Consider the following 24,028-nt stretch of genomic DNA (forward strand, 5'->3'; position numbering starts at 1 on the left):
ATTGTTAGCGATTTACGCTGACCGACACCAACCCCAATATTCTGAAGTGTGGATACCGTCTTATGGAGCAAAACCCGCAGTCACAGCTCAAGCTACTTGTCACCCGTGGTAAGGAGCAAGGCTACCTGACCTATGCCGAGGTCAATGACCATCTGCCGGAAGATATCATCGACTCCGATCAGATCGAAGACATCATCCAGATGATTAACGACATGGGCATCCAGGTGATGGAAGAAGCACCGGATGCCGATGATCTCATGCTGGCTGAGAATACCGCCGACGAAGACGCTGCTGAAGCCGCAGCACAGGTATTGTCCAGCGTCGAATCCGAGATTGGCCGCACGACCGATCCCGTTCGCATGTACATGCGTGAAATGGGCACCGTTGAACTGCTGACCCGTGAAGGGGAAATCGATATCGCGAAGCGAATCGAAGACGGGATCAATCAGGTTCAGTGCTCTGTTGCCGAGTATCCAGAAGCGATCACCTATCTGTTGGAACAGTACGATCGTGTTGAAGCCGGAGAAAGCCGCCTGTCCGATCTGATAACCGGCTTTGTCGATCCGAACGCCGAAGAAGATTTGGCACCGAACGCCGCGCCTGAAAACGCCGAACTGGCTGATGACGGCATCGACGACGACGACGACGAGAACGAAGAAGACGAAGACGATTCCGACGATGACAACAGCATCGACCCGGAGCTGGCGCGTCAGAAATTCACCGAACTGCGCGATCAGTATGAAGCGACCCGCGTCAGCATCAAGGCGCATGGCCGCAGCCACCCATCGGCGATTGAAGAAATCAACAAACTGTCTGAGGTATTCAAGCAGTTCCGTCTGGTGCCAAAACAGTTCGACCTGCTGGTAAATAACATGCGTTCCATGATGGATCGCGTGCGTGCCCAGGAACGCCAGATCATGAAGCTGTGCGTTGAGCTGTGCAAAATGCCGAAGAAAAACTTTGTCACGCTGTTTACCGGCAACGAAACCAACAGCAAGTGGTTCGAAGCCGCACTGTCCATGGGCAAACCCTGGTGTGAAAAACTGCGCGACGTTGAAGACGACGTACATCGCAGCCTGCAAAAACTGCAACAGATCGAAGAAGAAACCGGCCTGACTATCGAGCAGGTAAAAGACATCAACCGTCGCATGTCCATCGGCGAAGCCAAAGCGCGTCGCGCCAAGAAAGAGATGGTGGAAGCGAACCTGCGTCTGGTTATCTCGATAGCCAAGAAATACACCAACCGTGGTTTGCAGTTCCTCGACCTGATCCAGGAAGGCAACATCGGCCTGATGAAAGCGGTAGACAAGTTTGAATACCGCCGTGGCTATAAGTTCTCCACCTACGCCACCTGGTGGATCCGTCAGGCGATCACCCGTTCTATCGCGGATCAGGCGCGCACCATCCGTATCCCGGTGCATATGATTGAGACCATCAACAAACTCAACCGTATTTCGCGCCAGATGTTGCAGGAAATGGGTCGCGAGCCGACGCCGGAAGAACTGGCTGAACGCATGCTGATGCCGGAAGACAAGATCCGCAAGGTATTGAAGATCGCCAAAGAGCCTATCTCGATGGAAACCCCGATCGGTGATGATGAAGATTCGCATCTGGGCGATTTCATCGAAGATACCACGCTGGAGCTGCCGCTGGACTCCGCCACCTCGGAAAGTCTGCGCTCTGCCACCCACGACGTACTGGCTGGCCTGACCGCACGTGAAGCCAAGGTGCTGCGTATGCGTTTTGGTATCGACATGAATACCGACCACACGCTGGAAGAAGTCGGCAAACAGTTCGACGTCACCCGCGAACGTATCCGTCAGATTGAAGCCAAAGCGTTGCGTAAATTGCGCCACCCGAGCCGTTCTGAAGTACTGCGTAGCTTCCTGGACGACTAAGAAAACAGGTTTTACTCTTTGTCACACCCCCGGTTTCGACCGGGGGTTTTTATTTAGGCCTCAATAGCCTTAGCCTGCCAGTCTGCCCGGCAGAAGCGATCCCCCTCACCTAGCCCATGTACTCATACCCTGCCCCACCAAAGGGTGTATGAATCCCTAATAATAACAATCCACTGTAGAGTGAATACAAAACGACCATATGGTCGCCGCGCTATAGACCCGACTAGCCGGATTACCTATAATCAACACCCGCATGGCCCCTTAGCTCAGTGGTTAGAGCAGGCGACTCATAATCGCTTGGTCGTTGGTTCAAACCCAACAGGGGCCACCAAATTTTAGTTTTAAAATCATATGATTAGGCCACCTTTTAGCGGGTGGCTTTTTTGCTATTCAGGGGCAAGTGTCTCTTATTTGTCTCTCAACACGGGCGATAAACCTCTCAGACCACCATATGAATTCTACAGTCGCCTCACTACCGCGGCTTCCTTCCTCGCCTGATTAAAATCGGTTATAACCTATACACCCTGCACAGACTAACGGTTTCATTATGGAGCTTTATACCGAGCGGTTGTACCTTCGTCCTGTTTCCCCATCCGATGTGGATTGTCTGTTCCGTATCTATGGCGATCCTGCAACTAACCGGTTTAACCCTGCGGGCCCTTATCCTGATATTGAGTATACCCGTACCGTGCTGGCTCGCTGGCTTAGCCACTGGGACGAGCAAGGGTTTGGAAACGTTGCCATTACGCTGCGTGATGACCCGCTGACGGTTATTGGGTTCGGCGGATTAAGCATCAAAACTTTCGCTGACATCACTATCAACAATCTTGGCTATCGTTTAGCGACACAAGCATGGGGAAAAGGGCTGGCAACAGAGTTTGCTCGCCGTATTCTGCGTTACGGATTTGATGATATCGATGTCAGCGAAATTTCAGCCGTGGTCAGGGTAAATCACTAGGATTCACAGAATGTCCTGAACAAAGCAGGCATGAAGTGTGTCGGAACACTGCATGACGTTGACAGTGGACCGCCCAGCCGACTGTTTATACTGACTCAGGATGAATGGCGCAAACGCTGATATTTTTTACCTACAACATTTGCGCCATCACCGCTCACGCGATTCAGGTTGGATTAGAAACGCGTCCAGCCTTCTGTTGCTGTGCTCTGTAACGCTGTCGTTAATTTCGGCTTAGCCAGTCTGGCCACAGAAGGTGGTGCCAGCGACACCGGTGCGGCAGACGTGCCAATATTGAACACCGATACAGACTGCAGAAGCTGTGTTGCCTGCTCTTGCAGACTCTGTGAAGCCGAAGCCGACTCCTCAACCAGCGCCGCGTTCTGCTGTGTGGTTTGATCCATCCCGGTCAGCGCCACGCCAACCTGCTCGATGCCCCGCGCCTGCTCTTCGCTGGCAACGCTGATTTCCGCGACCGTGTCCGTCAGTTGCCCTACAGCGGTCACGATGCCGGTCATGGTTTCGCCGGCCCGGCTGACCAGCTCGCTGCCGCGATCTACGTTTTCCACGTTGGAGGCGATCAACTGCCGGATTTCACCGGACGCCGTTGCGCTACGCTGCGCCAGACTTCGCACTTCGCTTGCCACAACCGCGAAGCCTTTACCGTGTTCTCCCGCACGGGCTGCTTCCACGGCGGCATTCAGCGCCAGAATATTGGTCTGGAAGGCGATACCATCGATAACCGTCGTGATGTCTGAAATGCGTCTGGAGCTACTGTCTATCAATTGCATGGTACTGGTTATCTCAGACGTGACGTCACTCCCTTCCCGGGCGACACGCTGAACGTTTACCGCCAGTTGTCTGGCCTCACGTGCGCTATCGGCGTTATTTTTTACTGTAATACCCAGTTCGCTCATCGTCGAGGCCGTCTGTTCCAGCGCACTGGCTTGCGCTTCGGTGCGTTGTGACAGATCGCTATTGCCCTGCGCTATCTGCATGCTGGCCGATGCCACGCTCTCAGCATTGCTTCTTACCGTGCTGACGGTGCGAGTCAGGGATGTCTGCATCTCGCCAATCGCATTGAGCAACCGGCCCGTTTCATCCCGACTCCCTGTTGGCACCTCGCCACTCAAGTCGCCCCGGGCGATTCGCTGCGCCGACAACAGCGCCTGCTGTAGAGGACGAGTCACACTGCGGGTGATCCCCCACGCAAAGAATATCCCGAGGAGCAATGCAATAGCGGTGGTCACCGCTAGCAATATCACTGCGTTATCACGCTCATTAATGACCCGCGCTGCGCCGTCGCTCATCCTTTTACGCTGGAATTGCACCATGTCTTTTAATGTCGCCATGTAGCTAATCTGGCTCTGATAGCGGGGGCCGAAGAGGAGCCGGGTCGCCTAATGCCGATCGTTTAAGGATCGGTTGACCGATCCGGTGGCTGATGTAAAAAGGGTTCATGTCTTCACATGGACCCTTTTTAATGGAACTTTCACAGGCCCTCGGCATTATCAATCTTACTGCTCCCGATGAAGTTCAGAGTCTTGCCGACCTCCTTTCCCCCGACCTTATTCAGCAGGCCTTTACCCTCACGGATACCGTGACGCTACGTAAGCGTAAGCTTCCCCTCGAATCCATGGTCTGGCTGGTTATAGGTATGGCTATTTTCAACAACAAGCCTGTGTCCCATATCGTCAATCTGATGGACATCGCTGACCGGACTGGCAGACCTTTTACCGCACCCAGCTCCGTCATTGCCCGCCGCAAAACGCTGGGTGAGGATGCCATTAGAGTTCTGTTCGAACTGACACAACAGCACTGGCATGAGGAATCCCGGCATCCGCTCTGGAACGGGCTGACGCTGAACGCCGTTGATGGCGTGGTCTGGCGAACGCCCGACACACCGGAAAATGCCGCTGCCTTCGCGAAAGCGGAAAATCAGTACGGTGAAAAAGGCTTCCCGCAGGTCCGCATGGTGTGTCTGATGGAACTGAGCAGTCACCTGCTGCGCGCCAGCGTGATGGGCCGGTATGACGTTAATGAGATGCGGCTGGCGGCAGGACTGGCAAAGCAGGCACCGGATAATAGCGTGACGTTGTTTGACAGGGGCTTCTGGTCAACAGGCCTGCTGCATGACTGGCACAGGGCAGGAGAGAACCGCCACTGGTTGTTGCCGCTGAAAAAGGGCACGCAGTATGAGGTGATACGCAGACTGGGCAGGCAGGATGAACTGATAACGCTGAAGACCTCGCCACAGGCAAGAAAACAGTGGGAAGGTCTGCCGGATGAGCTCACTGTCCGGTTAATCAGCAGGAAGGTTAACGGTGTGGAACGTCAGGTTGTCACATCGATGACGGACGCGATGCGTTACCCGGCGGCAGACATAGCAGAACTCTACAAACACCGGTGGGAAATCGAACTGGGGTATCGTGAGGCGAAGCAGTTCCTGTGCGGCAACCGCTGGACGCTGAGAAGTAAATTACCGGAGATGGTGAGACAGGAGCTGTGGGGGATACTGCTGACATACAACCTGGTGCGGTATCAGATGGTGAAAATGGCGTTCAGCCTGAAAGGAGATTATCTGCCGTATCAGCTGAGCTTCAGCGGTTCGGTGGCAGAAATAATGCGGCTGTTAATCGGGCTGCCATGGTCCTCACCGGGAGCAGTACCGGGACACCTGAAACACTTCTACAGCAATGCCGCGATGCTGAAACTGCCGCCGAGACGGGAGCGGGAGTATGAAAGAGAAGTGAGGCAAAAAAAGCCCAAATACCCTTTTAAAAACAATGCCAGTCACCTTAAGTGACTGGCATTAGCCGGGTCGCCTCTTCTTTTTTGCCCTGCATACCCAGTGCCACAACATCATCAATAAACGGGAAGAACTGCTCGCCGTTACGTTGCATGGCCGTAAAAATCTCTCTGCCTTTGTCGGTTTCAACGTGGTTTCGCAGCAGTTCTGTCATCACGTTTATCTGGTTTTTTTCTGTATTGTAATCGCGTAAGAAACCCGCTTTTCTTTCCGGGTCATCCATCAGAATGATATTGCGAGCAAGCCGACTCATGTCGGCGGTGAAGAAACCGATTGAAGAGGCAGCGTCAACGTTGGCGTAAATGTTGTCTGTAATCGATACAGTCGTATTACCGAGGGAGTACAGGCGACTGATACTACTCAATGCCATAATGATAACCAGCAGCATCATAAAACCCAATGCCATCCAAAGCCGTGTGCCAATTTTAATGTTATTCATAACAGTCCGTCTTACTATTGATTATCAAAAATACAAACCGGTGGATGAAACAAACACCAGAATACAAGCCTATGCGTTTCAGTATCTCGCCGAGATGGGATCGAATTAAAAAACACATAGCGTACGGAGCGAATAGCATTATCACAAAGATATTTAATAAAAAAGTATCTTGCTGTGTGGCACACAACGTATCCCAACTGCGCCCCATAAATTGCCAGACCAATAAAAATCATAACACACTGATATTTAATAAAATTAATATCACTCACAACGTAAAAGCCTGACTATTTACAGGGGAAAACAAAATCAATAGGAGGGGTAAGCAAGGAAAATTATGATATCGGGAAGTTGAATGCCTGCCTGAACAACCTGTATTGTTATCAGGGAAATAAACCACATGACGATGTAAAAAATCGATTATCCAGCCAGTAAATCATTTAAATCAGAAATCAATCATGCCATTGAAATCCTTCACGCCATTATTCAGCCAAATTAATAATTGATAATATTTTAACACCCTGAAAACACCCTATTTATTAAATATATTTTCATTATTCATCCCCTGCCACCACTACAATATAATTTGTATCTAATGGTAAAAACACAAAATTCCGTTGTGATGATAGAATGATTTTTTGATCTCTGGTGACAAAAATGGCATCAATATCTGAACGTTGCGAGAGATAAGCCAGTCCTTTTTCTACCCCCATGCCATAAAGCAGCGTGGTGTAAATGTCTCCATCAATAGACGCATCCGTGATGAGTGTGACGCTCAGTATTTCATTATCGAGCGGATAACCTGTTTTGGGATCAAAGATATGGTGATAAATGCGTCCCCCAAATGTGAAATAGCGCTCATAGATACCGGATGTCACTATCGACTTGTTCACCACCTGTATCAGCCCAAGCAGTTCATGATTCTCGCCAAACGGCTTTTGTAACCCCACCGACCAGGCGGCCTGATGGGCGCTTTGCGGCCTGCCGATGGCCAGGACATTCCCGCCCAGATTGATCAGCGCATGATAGACGTGATGCTGGTAGAGGAATTGCCTGATGACATCCGCAATATAGCCCTTCGCTATCGCCCCTAAATCGATTTCCATCCCTGTTTTTTCCAGCCATACCGAGCGCGCCTTGGCATCAAGAATGACGTGACGGGGGTCGGTCAGCGCCAGTAACGTACGCACCTCATCAGCGGGCGGAATGCGCTCACCCTGAAAGCCGATTTTCCAGCGCTTCACCACCGGCCCGATGGTGACGTTAAAACAACTGCCTTCCAACAGACTGACCTCTCTGGCACGCGTAATCAGATTAAATAACCACGGGCTGACGACAACCGGGTGTTTCCCTGCCGCCTGATTGATAGCCATCACCTCGGAGTTAGCCCGATTAACGGTCAACACATCTTCCAGTTGTTTAATGCGGCCAAACACCAACAATGCCAGTGGCTCATTTGGCTCAAACAACTTGAGCAGGATGGGTGACCCCATCAGCACCGTGGAATAGCTATAAATCCGATCATCTGGCGGCATAGTGGGGACCTCTGAAAAAGAACAGATCGAGCCTGCGTCAGCAGCGAGGGCTGACGCAGGCAGGTATGACAGACCGACACGAGCCCCGTACTTACAGGCGCACGTAAGTCGCGGCGTTACGGCCGGCCTGAATACCAAACACAATGATATCGGCGATGGCGTTACCGCCGATGCGGTTGCCACCGTGGATACCGCCCACGACTTCACCGGCAGCGAAAGCGCCCCGAATCACCCGTTTCTTGCGGTCCAGTACCGCAGTATCGGTATTGATCACCACGCCCCCCATGGTGTGGTGTACACCGGGTGCGATGCGAATAGCGTAAAACGGCCCCTGATTGAGAGGATGACGCAGCGCGGTTTGACGGCCGAAATCGTCGTCATGCTGTTTTTCAACAAACTGGTTATAGCGTTCCAGCGTCGTCTGCAGTGCATCAGCATCGATAGCCAGTTTATCCGCCAGTTCACGTGGAGAGGCCGCACTCACCACAAAACCACGGGATAAATACTCGTCAGCCGCCTTATTTTTCGTCCTCACCTGCTCATCAAACAAGATATAAGCGTACTTCTCCGGTAAACCGATGATTGACGCCGACACCTTGTCACGGGTTTCCATTTCGTTAAAGAAGCGCTGGCCCTGCTGACTCACCAGAATCGCACCGCCGCCACGAATGGATTCAGAGATCAGATAAGAGGTGTTCTGCTCCACCGTGGGATGGATCTGGATTTCGCCCAGGTCCACCGTATCCGCCCCGACCTTCTCCAGAATGGCGATACCACAACCAGTCGCACCGCTATGGTTGGTGGTGACAAAACCATCCAGATCCGGGCGGTATTTCAGTACCATATCGCGATTAGCGCTGAAACCGCCGGTGGCAACGATCACCCCTTTGGTGGCGATGGTCAGTTGCTCGTTGTCTTCGCTCTGCACCCGCACCCCGGTCACCGCACCGGCGTCGTGAAGGATGTCGATGACTGCGGTTTCCAGCATGACATCGATGTTGCGCTTATTGATATTTTTCACCAGCCCACTGATCAGGAAACCGCCAACCGCCGAGCCATCTGCCGGTCGGTGGGTGCGATCCACGCTCATGCCGCCAGTAATAGTAATGTCGTTCAGTTCGATACCACGCTCTGCCAGCCAGTCGATCGCCATCGGCGCACCTTCGACGAATCGTTTCAGCAAATCGGGGTTATTTTTTTGTTTACCGCCTTTCAGGGTCTCCTCGTAGAAACGCTGCTTGTCGTCGACAATACCGCGCATTTTCTGGAAACGCGTGCCTGCGGCATTCATGCCGACAGACGCTTTGATGGTGTTGCCACCGATGCTGGACATCTTCTCGACAATCAGCACGCGGGCACCGTCATCACAGGCCTGAATCGCTGCGGCCAGGCCCGCGCCACCACTGCCGATCACCACCACGTCATAGCAATTCATCTCGGCCGGGTCGCCACCATCTTCCACAATCGCCGCCTTGCAGGAGCGGGCCAGTGCCTTGGAGACGGCTTTTTTTACCGCTTCACTTTGCACCGTCGCGCCAGTCACCGCATCCACATGTGGGCTGTTCGCCTCCAGAATTCGCGAGCGAATCACCTCAAAGCTGCTGACAAAGTCAGTATGCAACTGCGCATGGGGCGCAAGTGTCACATCTGCGATACGGTCCGTTTCCAGGCTGACGTTGATAACCAGTTCACCCGCATCATCCGCTACGGTTTCCTGAAAAACACCGGCTTTGAATTTTTTCGCCGCCAGACTCATATCGCGGATCATCGCTTCCACCAGAGAGAAGCGCCACAACGGTTCCGGAATAGTGAGGGCTTCACGCTGGGTACTGTCGATAAACAAGTCGACCTTCTGCTGACTGATGAGCCGATCGGTCCAGTCCGGGTAAGCAATGCAGGCTTTCCCTACCGCCACCAGATCGTAACCATGCTCCAGCGCGGCATCGGCATCCGCCTGATTAACCACCCCGCCCACGCCGATAACCGGTACTTTAGCCAGCGTGTCAGAACGCATCGTGACATATTTGCCAATCAGCGGAGTAGGATCGGTGGTATCGACGATGGAAGAACGCAGGGTATACCCCATGGAGAAATGCAGATAATCCAGCCCGCGTGCCGCCAGTTTCTCCAACAGGTACAGGGTGTCGTCAAAGCGGATGCCCGGCTCTTCGATTTCTTCCGGTGAAAAGCGATAGCCGATGATGAAAGAAGCGTCTGCGTACTGGCGTGCCATTTTGTGGGTGATATCCAGCACTGCGAGCGGAAATCTGGCACGGTTGTCGCGGCTGCCGCCCCATTCGTCGGTGCGCTGGTTGGAGTTCGGGGAGTAAAACTGCTGAATCAGATAAGTATTGGCACCGTGGATTTCCACGCCGTCGAACCCTGCTTCAATCGCACGGCGTACCCCTTCGCCAAATTTGGCGATCATCGCCTCAACGTCCTCGCCCGTGAGTGCCAGCGGCACCGCTGCGCCGTCACGCGGTGCGGCCACCGCACTGGGCCCAACCGGTGAACGCCCGCCAATCAGTTTCGGCTCCACCATGCGACCACCGTGGTAGATTTGCAAAATGGCTTTTGAGCCTTTCTCCCTGATGGCAGAGGCGATTTTTGCAAGCCCGGCGATTTTATTGTCGTGGTCGATACCGATGGCGCCCGGAAATGCCAGCCCTTTATCATCAATAAAGCAGCACTCCACAATCACTGCCCCGATACTCCCGGCACGCACCTGATAATACTCCACCAGCTCCCTGGTGACGGTGCCGTCATAAAAGCCGGTACAGGTGGTCATCGGTGCCATCAGCAGACGATTTTTAAGCTCGACGCCGTTAGGCAAGGTAAACGGACTGAATACCTGGTTATTAACGCTCATAAGAGACTCCATAAATTACCAATGTTTTATAGGCTTTGAATGGGTTATCGGTTTATTGTTTTTGGTTTTGCTTAATGGGCCGATGTCATAGCGTTAATATGATTGGCTTTTTAGTTTCTAAATAATCAATTTAGTTAATTAACTAATAAACCACTATGATGTCATCACGTTGTTTAAAGCGTGGTAAAAGGGAAAATAAGTTATTCACATTTATTTAAAATTAAATAACGCCTTATTTACCTGAATATGTCGTCTGCCGAATATATCCGTTCTGAGACAGTACATACAGGATGCGACCAAGCCCTGTAGAACACAACCAACCACCACTGCCGGAGCGGACAAAAAACACATTCAATAAATAAAACACCGGTTCAAAATTATCACTTCAAAAAATATCAGATCGAATTACCCTTTCTTTGTTTATGCATATTCTATTGGCAATGCCCATTATTTCCACATTGCCTGAGACAGGGGGAAAGAATGTAAAAAGCCGCCTCTTCGGCGGCTTATATTCTTATACCAACGGCAAGCGTCAGGCGTGTTACTCATTAATCAATTGTGCAACCAACCGACGAGACGCGTCATCAAACGGTGCCCGCATCAGCAAATTGGATTCGCCGCCGGTGCTTTGATAGAACACCGGCCGCGCATGCGAGAAACGTTTGAAGCCAATCTCGCCATGGTAAGCGCCCATTCCCGACGCCCCAACACCGCCGAAAGGTACATCATGCAGCAGCACATGGCTCATCACGTCATTGATAACCAGCGCACCGGACAATATCCGATGCCGGATTTGCGCGATCTCCAGCGGATCATCGCCGAAGTAATAGGCCGCCAGTGGGCGGTCCATCCCATTGATGAGATCCAGGCACTGTTCAAGATGGTCATAGGTGATCACCGGCAGCAACGGACCAAAAATCTCCTCCTGCATGATGCGGGAAGTTAGCGGCGGGTTAATCACAAATGTCGGTACCATACGCCCACGCGGCAGATCATCCTCTTCTTCCGTCGCTCGTACCAACGTCGCTCCCAATGCACGAGCATCGTCCAGTAGTGTGCAGAGCCGCGTCGTCTGACGATCATTCACCACCGATGTGTATTCGCGGTTGTCGATAAACGTGCCAAAGCGCCGGTGTAAAAACGCCAGTGCCTGTTCAACGAATGTCGGCAGATCATCCTGATGCACCAACACATAGTCGGGAGCGATACAGATCTGCCCGGCATTAAAGGTTTTGACGGTCATGATACGCTGTGCCGCCTGGATGATATTACTGCCGCGCGATACCACCACCGGCGATTTACCGCCCAGTTCCAACGTTACCGGGGTAAGATTTTCCGCCGCCGCTTGCATTATCTGCCTGCCCGTCGCGGTGCTACCGGTAAATACCATATGGTCGAATGGCAACGATGCAAACCGCTTCGATGCCTCAATGCCGCCTTGTAGCGTTGAGATTTCTTCTGCACTAAAGTACTCGGCGATCAGTCGGCACAGTAACCGGCTACCGTTTTCGGCTAATTCGGAAGGTTTAATCATCGCCCGGTTACCGGCGGCAATAACGCCTGCTAACGGACCAAACGTCAGTACCAACGGGAAATTCCATGGGCTGATGATACCGATCACCCCCAACGGTTTATATTCAACTACCACTCGCGTTCCAGGAAATGGCGAGGTTCGTTGCTCCTCAGGTACCCACTGTTCCAGATGCTGCGCTGCATGGCGCAGCGCCTCGATCGAACCGAGGATATCCGAAACCAGCGTATTGCCGGGAGCACGGTAGCCAAAATCCTGACTGTAGGCGTCGCATAACGCGTCCTGATGCGCTCTTAACAGTGCGATACAACGGTTTAATATGGAAATACGCTCGGAGACAGTGGGCGGGTGCTCAGCGGCCACCGCTTTCATTCGGGAAAGGTGCTGTGAAATAACGTCAGCCGAAACGGGCTGATTATTCAAAATAAAGTGACTCATGGCGATTCTCATCTGCAATGCATAGCACAACGCGCCTTCTAACAAAAGAAGGGACCAATAGAAAAAATGAGATGAGTAATAGCCGGGGTTGATTGTACGTTTGCGCCGCCGGATTATCCAGCAATAAGTGCAGGAACCTGATGCACGACGTCATCAGGTTCCTGTTCCGATCACTGCGTCGGCAGCAAAAACGCCTTGAATTGCGGGGTCATCACCGCCTCGAATCCTTTATCGGTTTTGGTAATCAGGTAAACCGCCAGTCCCTGCTGTTCCGCCAGCTTCAACGCTTTTTCCGTACCCAGCACCATCAACCCGGTATCCCAGCCATCGGCTTCCAGCGCTGTTCTGGCAATCACGGTGGCGGAAACCATCTGATGGGTAATCGGCCGCCCTGTGGTCGGGTCGATGATATGCGAGTAGCGCTTGCCATCCTGCTCGAAATAATTGCGATAACTGCCGGAAGTGCTGATACCGTAGCCCTGCAGGTCAACTGCGGCCTGAATGGCGTTTTCTTTATCGGTAGGTTTCTGAATCGCGACCCGCCAGGGTTGCCCCTGACCGTTGACACCTCGACTGGAAATCGCGCCGCCGACCGACACCAGATAATTGGTGATACCTTTGCGGGTCATCAGTTGCGCCAGCAACTCGGCACCGTATCCCTCGCCCAGCGTGGAGAGATCCACATACATATCGGGCAGATCTTTTTGCAACCATTCGCCCTGATTATCACTGATCAGACGCAGGTGGTTTAGCCCCACTTTATGCCGCGCTTCATCAATCTGTTGCTGGCTGGGCACCCTGGTCGGCTGTTTCTGCGGCCCAAACCCCCACAGGTTAACCAGCGGCCCCACCGTGATATCCATCGCCCCACCGGTTGCCCGGCCGATACGTTGTGCGGTCAGAATAATATCCGCCATGCCGTTACTGATGGGCTGCGGGTCTGTCCCGGCGTAGCGGTTAAAACGGGATAGCACCGAATCACTACGGTATGTAGATATCTCGTTGTTCGCCTGCTCCAGCAACGTGTCGATCTCCTGTTGCAACTGCTGGCTGCTTTCCGGCAACGCCCCGCTTATCTTCACGCTGTAGAACGTGCCCATGGTTTTACCTTCAAAGGTGGTAAACGGGCGGGAGTTTTCGGTGGATGATTGCGGTTTACAGGCGCTCAGCACGCCAAGAATACCGAGAAAGAGAACGGATTTTAGGGCGAAAGACGCCATGAACAGCACTCCTTGAATCACAATGACGCGCTATTGATAGAGCAAGATAGGCAGATTGAAAAGTGCTGATGGGAAAAAACCTGTCTGAACGCAAGAGATCGGAGCAACATCATGCCTTCTGCCTGTCAAAATCATCCGCCCGCTTTACGATCTTTACCCCTGTACTCAACTAAAAAACGCGCCCTAAAGCGCGTTTCAAACTGCTGACAAATACCTTGATTATCGGTGAGTAGGTTTTTCTGGCGTTCCAAACAGTGCTGAGGTGGACGACTTCGCCGGGTGAGCCCGCAGGACGCGGCGAAAGCCCGTGCCGTGCCGGGAGCACGTCACGGGCGGCCCGAACAGCGAAGGCGAACGCCGAAGGTAGCGCGCAGCGCCACTGTTTAGCCACCAAGCCAGTGGTCAAGGAGAGGCGGCGTTTGAGCCTCTCATTGTCGTGCGTGCGATAAAGCAGCAAAGAAACTACACCGCTCATTTCGCACGAAACTTTTCACTGACCGGACAAACTTCACCATTCATAAAACAACATCGCTGTTTTTCAACAGCATCAAACGCGCCCCAGGGCGCGTTTCGATGACAGCCGGTTACCGTGATTACGGCGCTTTCGGTGCAGCGGGTTCTTGCTGGTGTCTGGCAAAATTGTCGTTAAACTGTTTTTTCTGGTCTGGCGTCAGCACGTTGTACATTTTGTTCTGAATCTCCAGACGGGTCAGCATATGGGCTTTGTTGGCTTCAACCATGTTATTGACCACCGCTTCCGCTTTGGTTTTATCAAAGCTGTCAGAAGCAATCAGGCTGTGCCATTGCGCACGCTGATCCGCTGAAGGACGCTCACGGTCTTTTTTCGCATTCGCCATAATGTCGCGCATTTTCTGACGCTGCTCATCGGTCAGGTTCAGCCCTTTAAACATCATATTTTCCTCCATGCCGCGTTCGCCACGCGCGCCATCATGATGTTTCATCATACCTCCACCCTGATCCGGCGGGGTGGGGTTATCCTGAGCGTGGGCGAACCCGGCGCTACTCAACGCCAATGCAGAGGCAATCATAATCACGGTTAATTTAGACATAAGACCTTCCTTCACGTTACGGTTTTAATGATCAACACACCACAGTGCGTCAACCTGTAATTCATCAACCTTTGCGATGCAGTATAGGTCGGGGAAATTCAATTAACCGGGTGTCAGGGTAAAGGTTTGCAAGGGAGATATTCACAATTGCACCAACTGTGGAGAAAGCGGAAGTATTGCGTAAGCAACACGCCAGAATGAGAAAAAAGGCGGGGTGGTTAATCACCCCGCCTTTTCGTTAACGCCTGATTACGCGATGTTTATCAGGCGGTTTGCGTCTGACGCAACTGCTTTTCGCGGCGGATTTTGCGCTCTTCCATCACCGCGACCATCGCCATCAGGCAGATGCAGCCGATAGCGGCGGCATCCAGCGCGGCAAACGTCCCCGCCCAGCCGGTCAGCCCGAAAATCGGGGTGCCATCGGCTATCATGCCCAGCCCCAGCTTGGCGAAACTGTCACCAATCAGATAGGCGAAGGTGCCTTTAATACCATCCGCGGCGCCGATGGCTTTCTTCGGTACAAAACCCACCGCGGCCACCCCAATCAGTAACTGCGGGCCAAACACCAGAAAGCCCAGCGCAAACAACGACGACAGGTAAACATATTGGTTGCTGGCGTGCTGATAGACCCCCAGCGTCACGATGATCAACGCCAGTGCGATGCAGGCGACCAGCCCACGGCGACCGTTCGCCAAATCCGACAGCCAGCCCCACAACAGCGTCCCCACCAGCGCACCGGCTTCAAACAAGGTAAAACCCTGAATGGCGACAGCTTTCGGTAACTTCAGTTCCTGATAGGCATACACCGTGGACCACTGGTCGATACCGATACGCACCACGTACAGGAAGATATTGGAGAAACACAGCAGCCAAATCACTTTATTTTTCAGCACGTACTCGACGAAGATCTGCCATTTGGTCATGGTGCCGTCTTCGGCTTCTTTGTCTTCTTCAGAGATAGCCTCGTCAAACAGCTCCTCCGCTTTTCCCAGACCGTAGGATTCCGGTGAGTCACTGCCAAACCGCAGACCAATAAAGCCGACAACCAAGGCAATGATGGACGGGAAAACAAACATACCGATGACATGGCCGTCGAACAGATAGTTAGCGCCGAACAGAGCGACACCCGCCGCCCCTGCACCGCCGAGGTTATGGGAAATATTCCACAGCCCCAGCCAGGTGCCGCGCTTGCGACGTGGCGTCCACTTGGTAATCGTGGAATAGCTGCATGACCCGCCGGTACTCTGGAAGAACCCACTTAATGCATAAAACGCGATCATCAAAAACAGGCTGACGGAACCGGTTCCCATGCTGGCACTAAAACCGAGCATGCAAATCGCCGACAGGATCAGCATAAACGGCAGAAACTGCTTGGTGTTTTTACCGTCGGCGTAATAGGACACCAGCGTTTTACCCACGCCGTAGGTTATCGAAAAACCCAGACCAATCATGCCAAGCTGCGTCATGCTCAGCCCATAGGTACCGATCATGTCATTTTGGGCGATGTTAAAGTTTTTACGGATCAAATACATGGTCAGGTAGCCGATGAATACCACCAGATAGGACTGCATAAACGGCTTAAACCACATTTTTCGCCGCACATCGAGCGGCAGATCCAGCGTCGGGCGACGCACCTGGGTTAAAAAGTTAAGCATGATGTTTCCTCTTACGGGACGGGATAGCCTGCGGCCTTGCGACCCGCAGTGATCTTTTCGCCCACATTGTAAGAAGCCCAGACACCACGGGCTTGAGGGAACGTCCTGCTTAAACTAGGAAATTTTCCCGGTTTTTGCCGGTTCAGAGAGAAAGGGTGAAGCGAATCACGCTATAGCTATTTATGCTGCATCTGTTTCGCTACGTCTGTTCACGCTACCTCTGTCGTGGTACGCGGCGACGACGCACGCAGGAAAGGCAGTAACAACAGTGCCGAGACGCCGCCCGCGACGGCAATAACCGCGAAAAAACCGGTCCAGTGCCAGATGTCCATGATACGCGCCAGCGGCCAGCCCGACAGCGACGCCCCCAGATAGGCAAACAGCCCGACAAACCCGGTGGCCGCACCGGCGGCATCTTTGTGAGAACATTCAGCCGCGGCCATGCCTATCAGCATTTGCGGGCCAAAAACGAAGAACCCGGTGGTAAAGAAACAGGTAGCCTGCATCACATAGCTGGCGAATGGCATCAGCCACAACGAGCCGACAGACAACAAAATGCCAGCGGCGAAAATCAGGTTCATCGGGCCGCGGTTGCCGTTAAACACTTTGTCCGACCCCCACCCGGCTACCAGTGCGCCGATAAACCCGCCCAGCTCAAACATGGTCACCGCCGAGTTCGCCGTCACCAGATCAACCCCCAGCGTTTCCGACATGTAAAGGTTGCCCCAGTCGTTAATGGCGGCACGCACCACGTACACCAGCACGTAACAGCATGCCAGTAGCCAGATGTACGGGTTAGTGAACACATACTTATGCAGGATCTCCCGGTGCGACAAGCCAGCACCTTCCTGCTGCTGGGCGATTTCCAGCGCATCCTGCCGCCATTCCCCGACATGCGGCAGACCAAGCGTCTGCGGCTTATCACGTAGCCGCCAGCATAAAAACAACCCGGCGACGATCGCGAGCGTACCGGCGATCATCATCCCGGCACGCCAGCCGTAATGCAGTGTCGCCGCCCCCACCACCATCGGGATCACCGCACCACCCACGTTATGCGCCGTGTTCCACAGCGCCCACCAGCCGCCACGCTCGGTGCGCGAATACCAACTGGTGAGCAGTCTGGCGCATACCGGTGCGCCCCAGCCCTGGAAAAAGGCATTTGCCATCCACAATGTCGCGAACGCCCACAGCGATGAGGAAAAGCCAAACAAAATATTGGCAACACCGGTCGCCAGCAACCCAATCCCCATAAAATAGCGGGCATTGGAACGGTCACTCACCACCCCCGACAGGAACTTCGACGCCCCGTAAGTCACATAAAACAACGTGGCCAACAGCCCGATATCTGTACGCGCCATTAACCCGCTGGCGAGGATCTCCGGCACCGCAGCGTTAAAACTTTTCCGGGTGAAGTAAAACAACGCATAGCCCAGATACAGCGTAATCAGGATATGACGACGCCAGTAGCGATAGGTGTCGTCAATCGCCTGACGGTCGCGCAGCGGCGGCGCACTGGCGGGAATATTCAGGAACCGGATGAGGGAAAAACGGGACATCAAGACTCCTTGCTGGCAGACAGCGGCACACTGACGGTGACACGCGTACCGTGAGTACAGGAAAGTTGCAGGGTGCCACCCAACGCGCTCACACGCTCACGCATCCCAAGCAGACCAAACCCACCCGATCCGGACCCAGGTGGCAGCCCGCAGCCGTCGTCCTCGATAACCAGCATCAGGCGTTCATCCTGCTGCCAGGCCTGTAGCGTCACCGCACTGGCGTTGGCGTGTTTGACAATATTATTTAACCCTTCCTGACAGACGCGAAACAGCGTGACCCGCAACCCTTCGCCGAGCGACGCTTCGTCGATATGCCAGTCAAGGTGGCTGATGATCCCCTGCTCTTCCAGCTCCATCTCGCGCATCAACGAACGTACCGCCTGTTCCAGCGTGAGGTCGTCCAACTGGCGCGGGCGCAAACGCCCCATCAATCGCCGCACCGAGTCATACACACTCAGCGATAATTGCTCAATGAGCGTACTACTCTGACGGACATGGCGGCTTTCCGGGGCCAGCCGCTGAAGAATACCCGCCTGCGTGCGAATGGCCGTTATCGTCTGACCAATATCGTCATGCAGCTCCCGCGCGACGTCGCGTCGCACGTATTCCTCCATCTCCAGCAGGCGTTCCGCCAGGCGGCGATTACGCGCCAGTTGGTTTTGCAGCGACACATTCAACTCGCGCAAGCGCTGGATACCCGCGCCAAGCAGTAGCCCGGTCAGGCTCTGCGCCAGCAACGAGAGCAATAAATCCACCGGATGCTCATGCCAGGTCTGGCTGGCGATAAGCGCAATCGCATTCATTAACGTGGCAATCAGCGCCCCCTGCCAGCCATAATGCCAGGCCAGCGCGATGATCGGCAGCGCCAGACAAAACGGGGTAAAGCGCGACAAATCCGCCGGTAGCCCCAGTTGCAGCCCCAGACTGACCACAAACAGCAGCAAATACCACAGCAGATGACGCCCACGCCAGTTCACCGGCTGCGACACCAGCGATGGCCCCAGCGGTAGCCAGGTCGAGCTGGACAGGTAATGCCAGATAAGCAAACAGGTCGGCGAGAGCGTCAACCCACCGGTCAGCGTTAGCAATAACACGGTCAGTGAGTCTTCACTGCGACCAAGCCACGGCAGGGATTGCAACAACGCGGCTGCAATCAGCGCGCCGCCTTGCAGCAGCAGCGTGTGCCAGTCATCCTGACGGGCACGTCGGGATGCCAGCATCACCGGCAGCAACGCCAGTATGCTCCCCGTGAGCAACAACGGGAGATGGGTCAACGCGACTTCGTTTGCAAGCCAGACCAGCAGCAGCCATTCGCTCGCCAGCAACACCGGCCAGAAACGGCGCGGCGATTGCAGCATCAACCCCAGCCGCAAACCGAAAGGGAACAGCAGCACCGCCAGATCCGGGCGTGCAACCAGATGCAGGCTGATGCTCCACAGGCAAAACCACGCGGCGCAAAAGATAAAACTGCTGGCGAAAGCGGCAATAAGCCAGGTGATAAGCGGGCGCATCACCAACCATCAAACATGCGTCGGGCCAGTTCCACGTCATTGCTGACGCCCAGCTTTTCCATCAGGTTGGCGCGATGAACGTGAACGGTTTTTGGCGACAACCCCAGCTCTGCGGCGATGGTTTTTACCGCCATCCCCTGCGCCAGTTTTTCCGCCACCTGGCGTTCGCGGCGCGTCAAGGGATCCCGCCTGCCGGACGCCAGTTTCAGGGCGATATCCGGCGTCAGATAACACCCGCCGCCCGCTACGGTACGCACCGCCGCAATCAACTCATCCGGGCTGCAACGCTTAGAGAGAAAACCACGCGCACCGGCATTCAGCGCCTGCTCAATCAATGCCGGGCTATCGAGCACCGACAGCATAATCACCGCCATGCCTTTCGGCAGTTGACCAAGCAGCTCAAGCCCGGAGCAATCGGGCATAGAAATATCGCAGATGCACACCTGAGCGCCCCGTCCCGGTAATCCCGCCAGCGCCTCACGCCCGGAGCCGAACTCCCCGACTATCTGCATATCGGGCTCCAGCCCCAGCAACTGGGCAAAACCAGAACGGACAATAAGATGATCATCAATCAGGGCAAGGGTAATCATGGTTGAACCTGGGGCGACCGGGAGGCGTTTTACCTTAGCGTTAAGCCTGGGTCTGTTCAAGCGCAGAACCCTCACCCATCGTCTTTATATCAACAGTGTGAAAGCCATCAACGGTATGGAAACCGCTAACAGTGAGAAAACTGTCAACATTGAGAAAATAGTCAACGGAAAGAAAGTCACCACAGGGTGGGGGCAATTATCGCCGTCAACATAGTGTGACGGCGAAATAGTGTGACGGCGAATCGGCAGGCCAGAGACACTCAGAGCAACGAGCGATGAAACGCCGCGGCCTCGTTAGCCAGTGCATCCAGATGGGCGCGGATCAGGTTAATTTTCTGCAATAACGGATTACGTTCAGGGGACTGATCCATCATGTTGACCCTGGTCACCAGCTCATTGATTCTGGCGCACAAGTCTGCTTCGCGCTGACGGGCCTGTATCAGTTGCACGTGGAGCTGCTGATAATCGCGCTGCCAGATCTGCTGTTGTCGGCTGACACTGGCTTCCAGCGCCTGCAATGCGCTTTCCAGCCGTGATTCCAACTCTTCGATACACATGGGGGTTCCTTCTGCCGTGCCTTCTCTGACGTAACCTGCGGATTATAATGACACTCCCGTGCGACAACAAATGCCATACGGAATTACCGGGTTTTCACCGAGCGCAGCACGACGAATTTCGCGTTACTGGCAACGTTCTGGCAATTGCCAAACAGCCGTTTCAGCTTGTGGAAATAATCCAGATGACGGTTGCCGACTACCCGCAACTCCCCCCCTACCGTCAGACAGCGACGCGCATCAACAAACATCTGCCAGGCAATGTCATCGGTGATCGCCTGTTGCTGGTGAAACGGCGGATTACACAGTATCGCCTGCTGACTGTCTGGCCCGACGCCTGCCAGTGCATGGTTCACAACAAAGCTGCAGCGGTCCTTATCCTGAGGCCGGTTGTCTTCCACATTGCGCTGACTGGAAGCCACCGCCATATAAGACTCGTCGAAAAAGCCGACCGATGCCTGCGGGTTCAGCGCCAGCGCGGTCAACCCAATCACGCCATTGCCGCAACCTAAATCGACAATTTTGCCGTCCAGTTGCTCTGGCAGATGCTGCATAAAAAACCGTGCGCCGATATCCAGCCCGCTGCGGGAAAAGACGTTGGCGTAATTATGAATGCGGGCATTGTGGATTGGGCTTGCGGCCTCATCCAGCGGCCAGACTGTCATCACCGGGTTGCTGTCCACCAGGTTGTCATCGACAACACACGCTTGTGGCTGACAGTGAATCAAACGGGCTTTTTTCCATGCCAGCGAGGTACGGGTTGGCCCCAGAATGTGCTCGAACAGTTGCAGCGTAGACGTGTGGATGTCACGCGCTTTCGCCCCCGCGATAATCACGGTTTGCGGCGTCACCACCTCCCGTAACTGGCGCAACTGATGCTCCAGCAACGCCAGCGTTTTCGGCACTTTCAATACCACCAGTGCCGGTGCACCCGGCAATGGGGAGAGGCTGTCTTGCAACGTAACCGACTCCGGCGCGTAACCATTGAGCGACAGGTTATGTCGGGTCGCCAACTGACTCAGGAACGAGTCGCTGATGCAATAAGGGGCCTGCGACTGCAAGCCACAAGCCAGTGCGCCGAACGCATCATTGAAAATCAGTCGGGGACCGGGGCCAATCGGCATCGTCGCCAGTTCCTGCAGCAGATACTCATCCGCCGCTTCCCATGCCTGCAACGTGGATTCCCGTTCAGACTGCGGATAGCGGACCAGCGTCAGGTTATGTGTTTCCAGCTCAAGTTGGCTCATGGCCTCTCCTGCAATACAAAATCTGGCGCTGTTTATCCCTTAAAACAGCGTCGCAGTAAATGGTTTTCCGGCAACGTAGCGACAGTTCGTTACCTCTACGCCCTATTATACTGAGGTATCAGGCAATTGCGGTGAACACGAACGCAGCAGATTGTCATGCGCGGCAAGCCAGGGGGTTGACCCTGTACAGAAGCTATCCTATCTTTTGTAATGCAAAGGGGAGTAACTTCTCGCTGGTTAATCGTCATTACGGTGCAAGCGCACTCGGTTACCAGGCAACCTTAATGACTCTATCCGCATTAAGTTGTAAGTGAGACCTTGCCAGAAGGCGAGGTCCATTTGCAGCACCGCGAATAGCAAACGGCCTGTGCCTTCTGACACAGGCCGTTTTGTTTTCTGACACAACAGGGCCTCGACACAACACCTCATGGGAAAGGCGCTAAGGATACAGTTATGGTAACGATAGGAACCCCGCTGCTGTGGAGCAGCTTCGCCATCATCGTGGTAATCATGCTGGCTATTGACCTGTTTTATCAGGGCAAGAAAGGCTCGACGGTGATGACATTTAAACAGGCCGCCGTCTGGTCGCTGGTGTGGGTCAGTCTGTCCATATTATTCAACATCGGCTTCTGGTGGTATCTCAGCGGTACGGCGGGCCGTGACGTGGCAGATGCTCAGGCGCTGGCGTTCTTTACCGGTTATCTGATTGAAAAAGCGCTGGCTGTCGACAACGTGTTTGTCTGGCTGATGCTATTTAGTTATTTTGCCATCCCCGCGCAGTATCAGCGCCGGGTACTGATCTATGGCGTGCTGGGGGCGATAGTACTGCGTACCATCATGGTGTTCGCTGGCAGTTGGCTGGTTTCTCAGTTCCAGTGGCTACTGTACCTGTTTGGTGCGTTCCTGCTGATAACCGGGCTTAAAATGGCGCTGGCGAAAGAAGACGATGCTGCCATCGGCGAGAAACCAGTCGTGCGCTGGCTGCGCGGTCACCTGCGGATGACCGATACCCTGCAAGGCGATCGTTTTTTCATCCGGCAGAGTGGCTTGCTGTACGCCACACCGCTATTTCTGGTGCTGGTGATGGTGGAAATCAGTGATGTCATTTTCGCGGTAGACAGTATCCCCGCGATTTTCGCCGTCACCACCGACCCGTTCATCGTGTTGACGTCAAACCTGTTCGCCATTTTAGGGTTGCGCGCCATGTACTTCCTGCTGGCGGGCGTGGCACAAAAGTTCTCTATGCTGAAATACGGCCTGGCGGTAATCCTCGTGTTCATCGGCATCAAGATGATGCTAATAGACCTGTTTCACATTCCCGTCGCCATTTCACTCAGCGTGGTGGCCGCTATCCTGCTGGTCACCATCCTTATCAACATCTGGGTTAACCGGCGCGCCGGACAGTAACGCCATCCTGTCAACGTCGCCCTATCACTCTACGCGCCCCGTCGGAAGACGGGGCATTTTTTTAGGTGTGTTGGGTTCTTTTTGCAGGCGCTGTTCTCAGGCGCTTTTGGTAGAGGAATGCGCCTCATCCACCCTGAACGGGTCGATACCGTTACGCTGCATACGCCAGAAGCGGATGATATTGAAGCCGTTTATCACCAGGAAACTGGCTTCGATCAACGAGCCGCCAATCGACCCCAACCAAATGTTGTGTGTCACCCACAGCGCGGTCGAACACCAGATGATGCAACGGGTCGTCAGTCCGTGTGCACGGAACAGCGCCCAGGTACTGCACACCGTACCGATAATCGGCAGCAGTTCCATCGGGTGTTTTACGCCCGGCAACCCGAGCGACAGTGTCAGGGCGATAAACACGAACATCACCACGATATTGCTGGTTTTCAGGGTAACCAGGGTACGGCCTGAATTGAGCAGAGCACTGATGCCTGCCGCGTTCGCGCCCATCAGGAAGAAGTGGCAGGCGATAACCGCGCTATAGACGGAGAGTTGGATTTTGAATTTTTTTTCACTGCGGTTGAAAAACATGGTGATACCGACAAAAAAAGCCAGTACACCAACAGCCTGGGCAAACACGTAAGAAGTCATGATTCCTGCCTTAAAGCGCCATGATGAAAAAACGGCGTTCAAATAATGAAACGCCGTTTTATTTTATGTGAAATCGTTTAGATTTACAACGCCAGGCTTATC

Annotated in this window: 16 protein-coding genes, 1 tRNA gene and 2 pseudogenes; 5 read left to right on the forward strand and 14 right to left on the reverse strand. The window is 53.8% G+C overall.

All coding sequences use genetic code 11. The features are described from left to right. Positions 1-62: 62 nt before the first annotated feature. From rpoD to LF929_RS17750, 3 genes and pseudogenes are all read left to right on the forward strand, one after another. On the forward strand, positions 63-1,898 hold the full coding sequence (gene rpoD / locus LF929_RS17740; RefSeq protein WP_038903292.1) for an RNA polymerase sigma factor RpoD: 1,836 nt from the start codon (positions 63-65) through the stop codon (positions 1,896-1,898). 255 nt (positions 1,899-2,153) lie between these two features. Then, positions 2,154-2,229, forward strand: a tRNA-Ile gene (locus LF929_RS17745). 216 nt (positions 2,230-2,445) lie between these two features. Further along, positions 2,446-2,976, forward strand: a pseudogene (locus LF929_RS17750) (GNAT family N-acetyltransferase). A 53-nt stretch (positions 2,977-3,029) separates the two neighbouring features. Here LF929_RS17750 and LF929_RS17755 read toward each other — a convergent pair. After that, a pseudogene (locus tag LF929_RS17755) lies at positions 3,030-4,253 on the reverse strand (methyl-accepting chemotaxis protein); the annotation flags it as partial. Between the two features lie 83 nt (positions 4,254-4,336). On the opposite strand from LF929_RS17755, the gene LF929_RS17760 reads away from it, so the two are divergent. Next, a complete protein-coding gene (locus LF929_RS17760) occupies positions 4,337-5,659 on the forward strand; it encodes an IS4 family transposase (protein ID WP_102800868.1) in 1,323 nt (440 codons plus the stop codon). Here LF929_RS17760 and LF929_RS17765 read toward each other — a convergent pair. The 12 genes from LF929_RS17765 to rlmG form a co-directional block, all read right to left on the reverse strand. After that, positions 5,652-6,101, reverse strand: coding sequence for an MCP four helix bundle domain-containing protein (locus tag LF929_RS17765; RefSeq protein ID WP_226093191.1), 450 nt, complete (start codon positions 6,099-6,101; stop codon positions 5,652-5,654). The two genes, LF929_RS17760 and LF929_RS17765, sit on opposite strands and share 8 nt — an antisense overlap. A 551-nt stretch (positions 6,102-6,652) precedes the next feature. Beyond that, entirely contained in the window at positions 6,653-7,633 is a 981-nt protein-coding gene (locus LF929_RS17770; RefSeq protein ID WP_226093192.1) for an FAD:protein FMN transferase, read from the reverse strand. Positions 7,634-7,724: 91 nt separating this feature from the next. Next, complete coding sequence (locus LF929_RS17775) at positions 7,725-10,502, reverse strand: flavocytochrome c (protein WP_226093193.1); 2,778 nt, start codon at positions 10,500-10,502, stop codon at positions 7,725-7,727. A gap of 541 nt (positions 10,503-11,043) precedes the next feature. Continuing rightward, positions 11,044-12,471 (reverse strand): coniferyl aldehyde dehydrogenase, encoded by a 1,428-nt coding sequence (locus LF929_RS17780; protein WP_038907016.1) that lies wholly within the window; start codon positions 12,469-12,471, stop codon positions 11,044-11,046. A 170-nt stretch (positions 12,472-12,641) separates the two neighbouring features. Next, complete coding sequence (gene apbE / locus LF929_RS17785; protein ID WP_226093194.1) at positions 12,642-13,691, reverse strand: FAD:protein FMN transferase ApbE; 1,050 nt, start codon at positions 13,689-13,691, stop codon at positions 12,642-12,644. Positions 13,692-14,284: 593 nt separating this feature from the next. Next, positions 14,285-14,761 (reverse strand): ATP-independent periplasmic protein-refolding chaperone Spy, encoded by a 477-nt coding sequence (gene spy / locus LF929_RS17790; protein ID WP_226093195.1) that lies wholly within the window; start codon positions 14,759-14,761, stop codon positions 14,285-14,287. Positions 14,762-15,024: 263 nt separating this feature from the next. Further along, positions 15,025-16,416, reverse strand: a complete 1,392-nt coding sequence (uhpT, locus tag LF929_RS17795) for a hexose-6-phosphate:phosphate antiporter (protein ID WP_168364906.1) — start codon at positions 16,414-16,416, stop codon at positions 15,025-15,027. Between the two features lie 209 nt (positions 16,417-16,625). Then, positions 16,626-17,972 (reverse strand): MFS transporter, encoded by a 1,347-nt coding sequence (locus LF929_RS17800; protein ID WP_226093196.1) that lies wholly within the window; start codon positions 17,970-17,972, stop codon positions 16,626-16,628. Then, positions 17,972-19,483, reverse strand: coding sequence for a signal transduction histidine-protein kinase/phosphatase UhpB (gene uhpB, locus LF929_RS17805; RefSeq protein ID WP_038907011.1), 1,512 nt, complete (start codon positions 19,481-19,483; stop codon positions 17,972-17,974). Before uhpB ends, LF929_RS17800 begins: the two co-directional genes overlap by 1 nt. After that, positions 19,483-20,073 (reverse strand): transcriptional regulator UhpA, encoded by a 591-nt coding sequence (gene uhpA / locus LF929_RS17810; protein WP_226093197.1) that lies wholly within the window; start codon positions 20,071-20,073, stop codon positions 19,483-19,485. The genes uhpB and uhpA overlap by 1 nt, the downstream gene beginning before the upstream one ends. Before the next feature lie 260 nt (positions 20,074-20,333). Continuing rightward, entirely contained in the window at positions 20,334-20,630 is a 297-nt protein-coding gene (locus LF929_RS17815) for an MbeD/MobD family mobilization/exclusion protein (protein WP_038903279.1), read from the reverse strand. Between the two features lie 83 nt (positions 20,631-20,713). After that, positions 20,714-21,874 (reverse strand): 23S rRNA (guanine(1835)-N(2))-methyltransferase RlmG, encoded by a 1,161-nt coding sequence (gene rlmG / locus LF929_RS17820; protein ID WP_226093198.1) that lies wholly within the window; start codon positions 21,872-21,874, stop codon positions 20,714-20,716. Between the two features lie 453 nt (positions 21,875-22,327). On the opposite strand from rlmG, the gene LF929_RS17825 reads away from it, so the two are divergent. Continuing rightward, positions 22,328-23,281: a TerC family protein gene (locus LF929_RS17825; protein WP_038903277.1), complete on the forward strand. Its 954-nt coding sequence runs from the start codon at positions 22,328-22,330 to the stop codon at positions 23,279-23,281. A gap of 96 nt (positions 23,282-23,377) precedes the next feature. Here the strand turns inward: LF929_RS17825 and LF929_RS17830 are convergent, their stop codons facing one another. Then, the gene (locus LF929_RS17830) at positions 23,378-23,926 is read right to left on the reverse strand and encodes a YgjV family protein (protein ID WP_012883303.1); all 549 of its coding nucleotides are present in this window, start codon (positions 23,924-23,926) and stop codon (positions 23,378-23,380) included. Positions 23,927-24,028: the final 102 nt, after the last annotated feature.

This window comes from Dickeya oryzae (assembly GCF_020406815.2).
GTDB lineage: Bacteria > Pseudomonadota > Gammaproteobacteria > Enterobacterales > Enterobacteriaceae > Dickeya > Dickeya oryzae.

Bases quoted from the DNA above. Each gene is read 5' to 3' on its own strand.
- spy (WP_226093195.1), bottom strand. From the start codon at position 14,761: ATGTCTAAATTAACCGTGATTATGATTGCCTCTGCATTGGCGTTGAGT.
- LF929_RS17770 (WP_226093192.1), bottom strand. From the start codon at position 7,633: ATGCCGCCAGATGATCGGATTTATAGCTATTCCACGGTGCTGATGGGG.
- LF929_RS17775 (WP_226093193.1), bottom strand. From the start codon at position 10,502: ATGAGCGTTAATAACCAGGTATTCAGTCCGTTTACCTTGCCTAACGGC.
- rpoD (WP_038903292.1), top strand. From the start codon at position 63: ATGGAGCAAAACCCGCAGTCACAGCTCAAGCTACTTGTCACCCGTGGT.
- LF929_RS17765 (WP_226093191.1), bottom strand. From the start codon at position 6,101: ATGAATAACATTAAAATTGGCACACGGCTTTGGATGGCATTGGGTTTT.
- LF929_RS17760 (WP_102800868.1), top strand. From the start codon at position 4,337: ATGGAACTTTCACAGGCCCTCGGCATTATCAATCTTACTGCTCCCGAT.
- LF929_RS17780 (WP_038907016.1), bottom strand. From the start codon at position 12,471: ATGAGTCACTTTATTTTGAATAATCAGCCCGTTTCGGCTGACGTTATT.
- LF929_RS17830 (WP_012883303.1), bottom strand. From the start codon at position 23,926: ATGACTTCTTACGTGTTTGCCCAGGCTGTTGGTGTACTGGCTTTTTTT.
- uhpA (WP_226093197.1), bottom strand. From the start codon at position 20,073: ATGATTACCCTTGCCCTGATTGATGATCATCTTATTGTCCGTTCTGGT.
- LF929_RS17800 (WP_226093196.1), bottom strand. From the start codon at position 17,972: ATGTCCCGTTTTTCCCTCATCCGGTTCCTGAATATTCCCGCCAGTGCG.
- apbE (WP_226093194.1), bottom strand. From the start codon at position 13,691: ATGGCGTCTTTCGCCCTAAAATCCGTTCTCTTTCTCGGTATTCTTGGC.
- uhpB (WP_038907011.1), bottom strand. From the start codon at position 19,483: ATGCGCCCGCTTATCACCTGGCTTATTGCCGCTTTCGCCAGCAGTTTT.
- rlmG (WP_226093198.1), bottom strand. From the start codon at position 21,874: ATGAGCCAACTTGAGCTGGAAACACATAACCTGACGCTGGTCCGCTAT.
- uhpT (WP_168364906.1), bottom strand. From the start codon at position 16,416: ATGCTTAACTTTTTAACCCAGGTGCGTCGCCCGACGCTGGATCTGCCG.
- LF929_RS17815 (WP_038903279.1), bottom strand. From the start codon at position 20,630: ATGTGTATCGAAGAGTTGGAATCACGGCTGGAAAGCGCATTGCAGGCG.
- LF929_RS17825 (WP_038903277.1), top strand. From the start codon at position 22,328: ATGGTAACGATAGGAACCCCGCTGCTGTGGAGCAGCTTCGCCATCATC.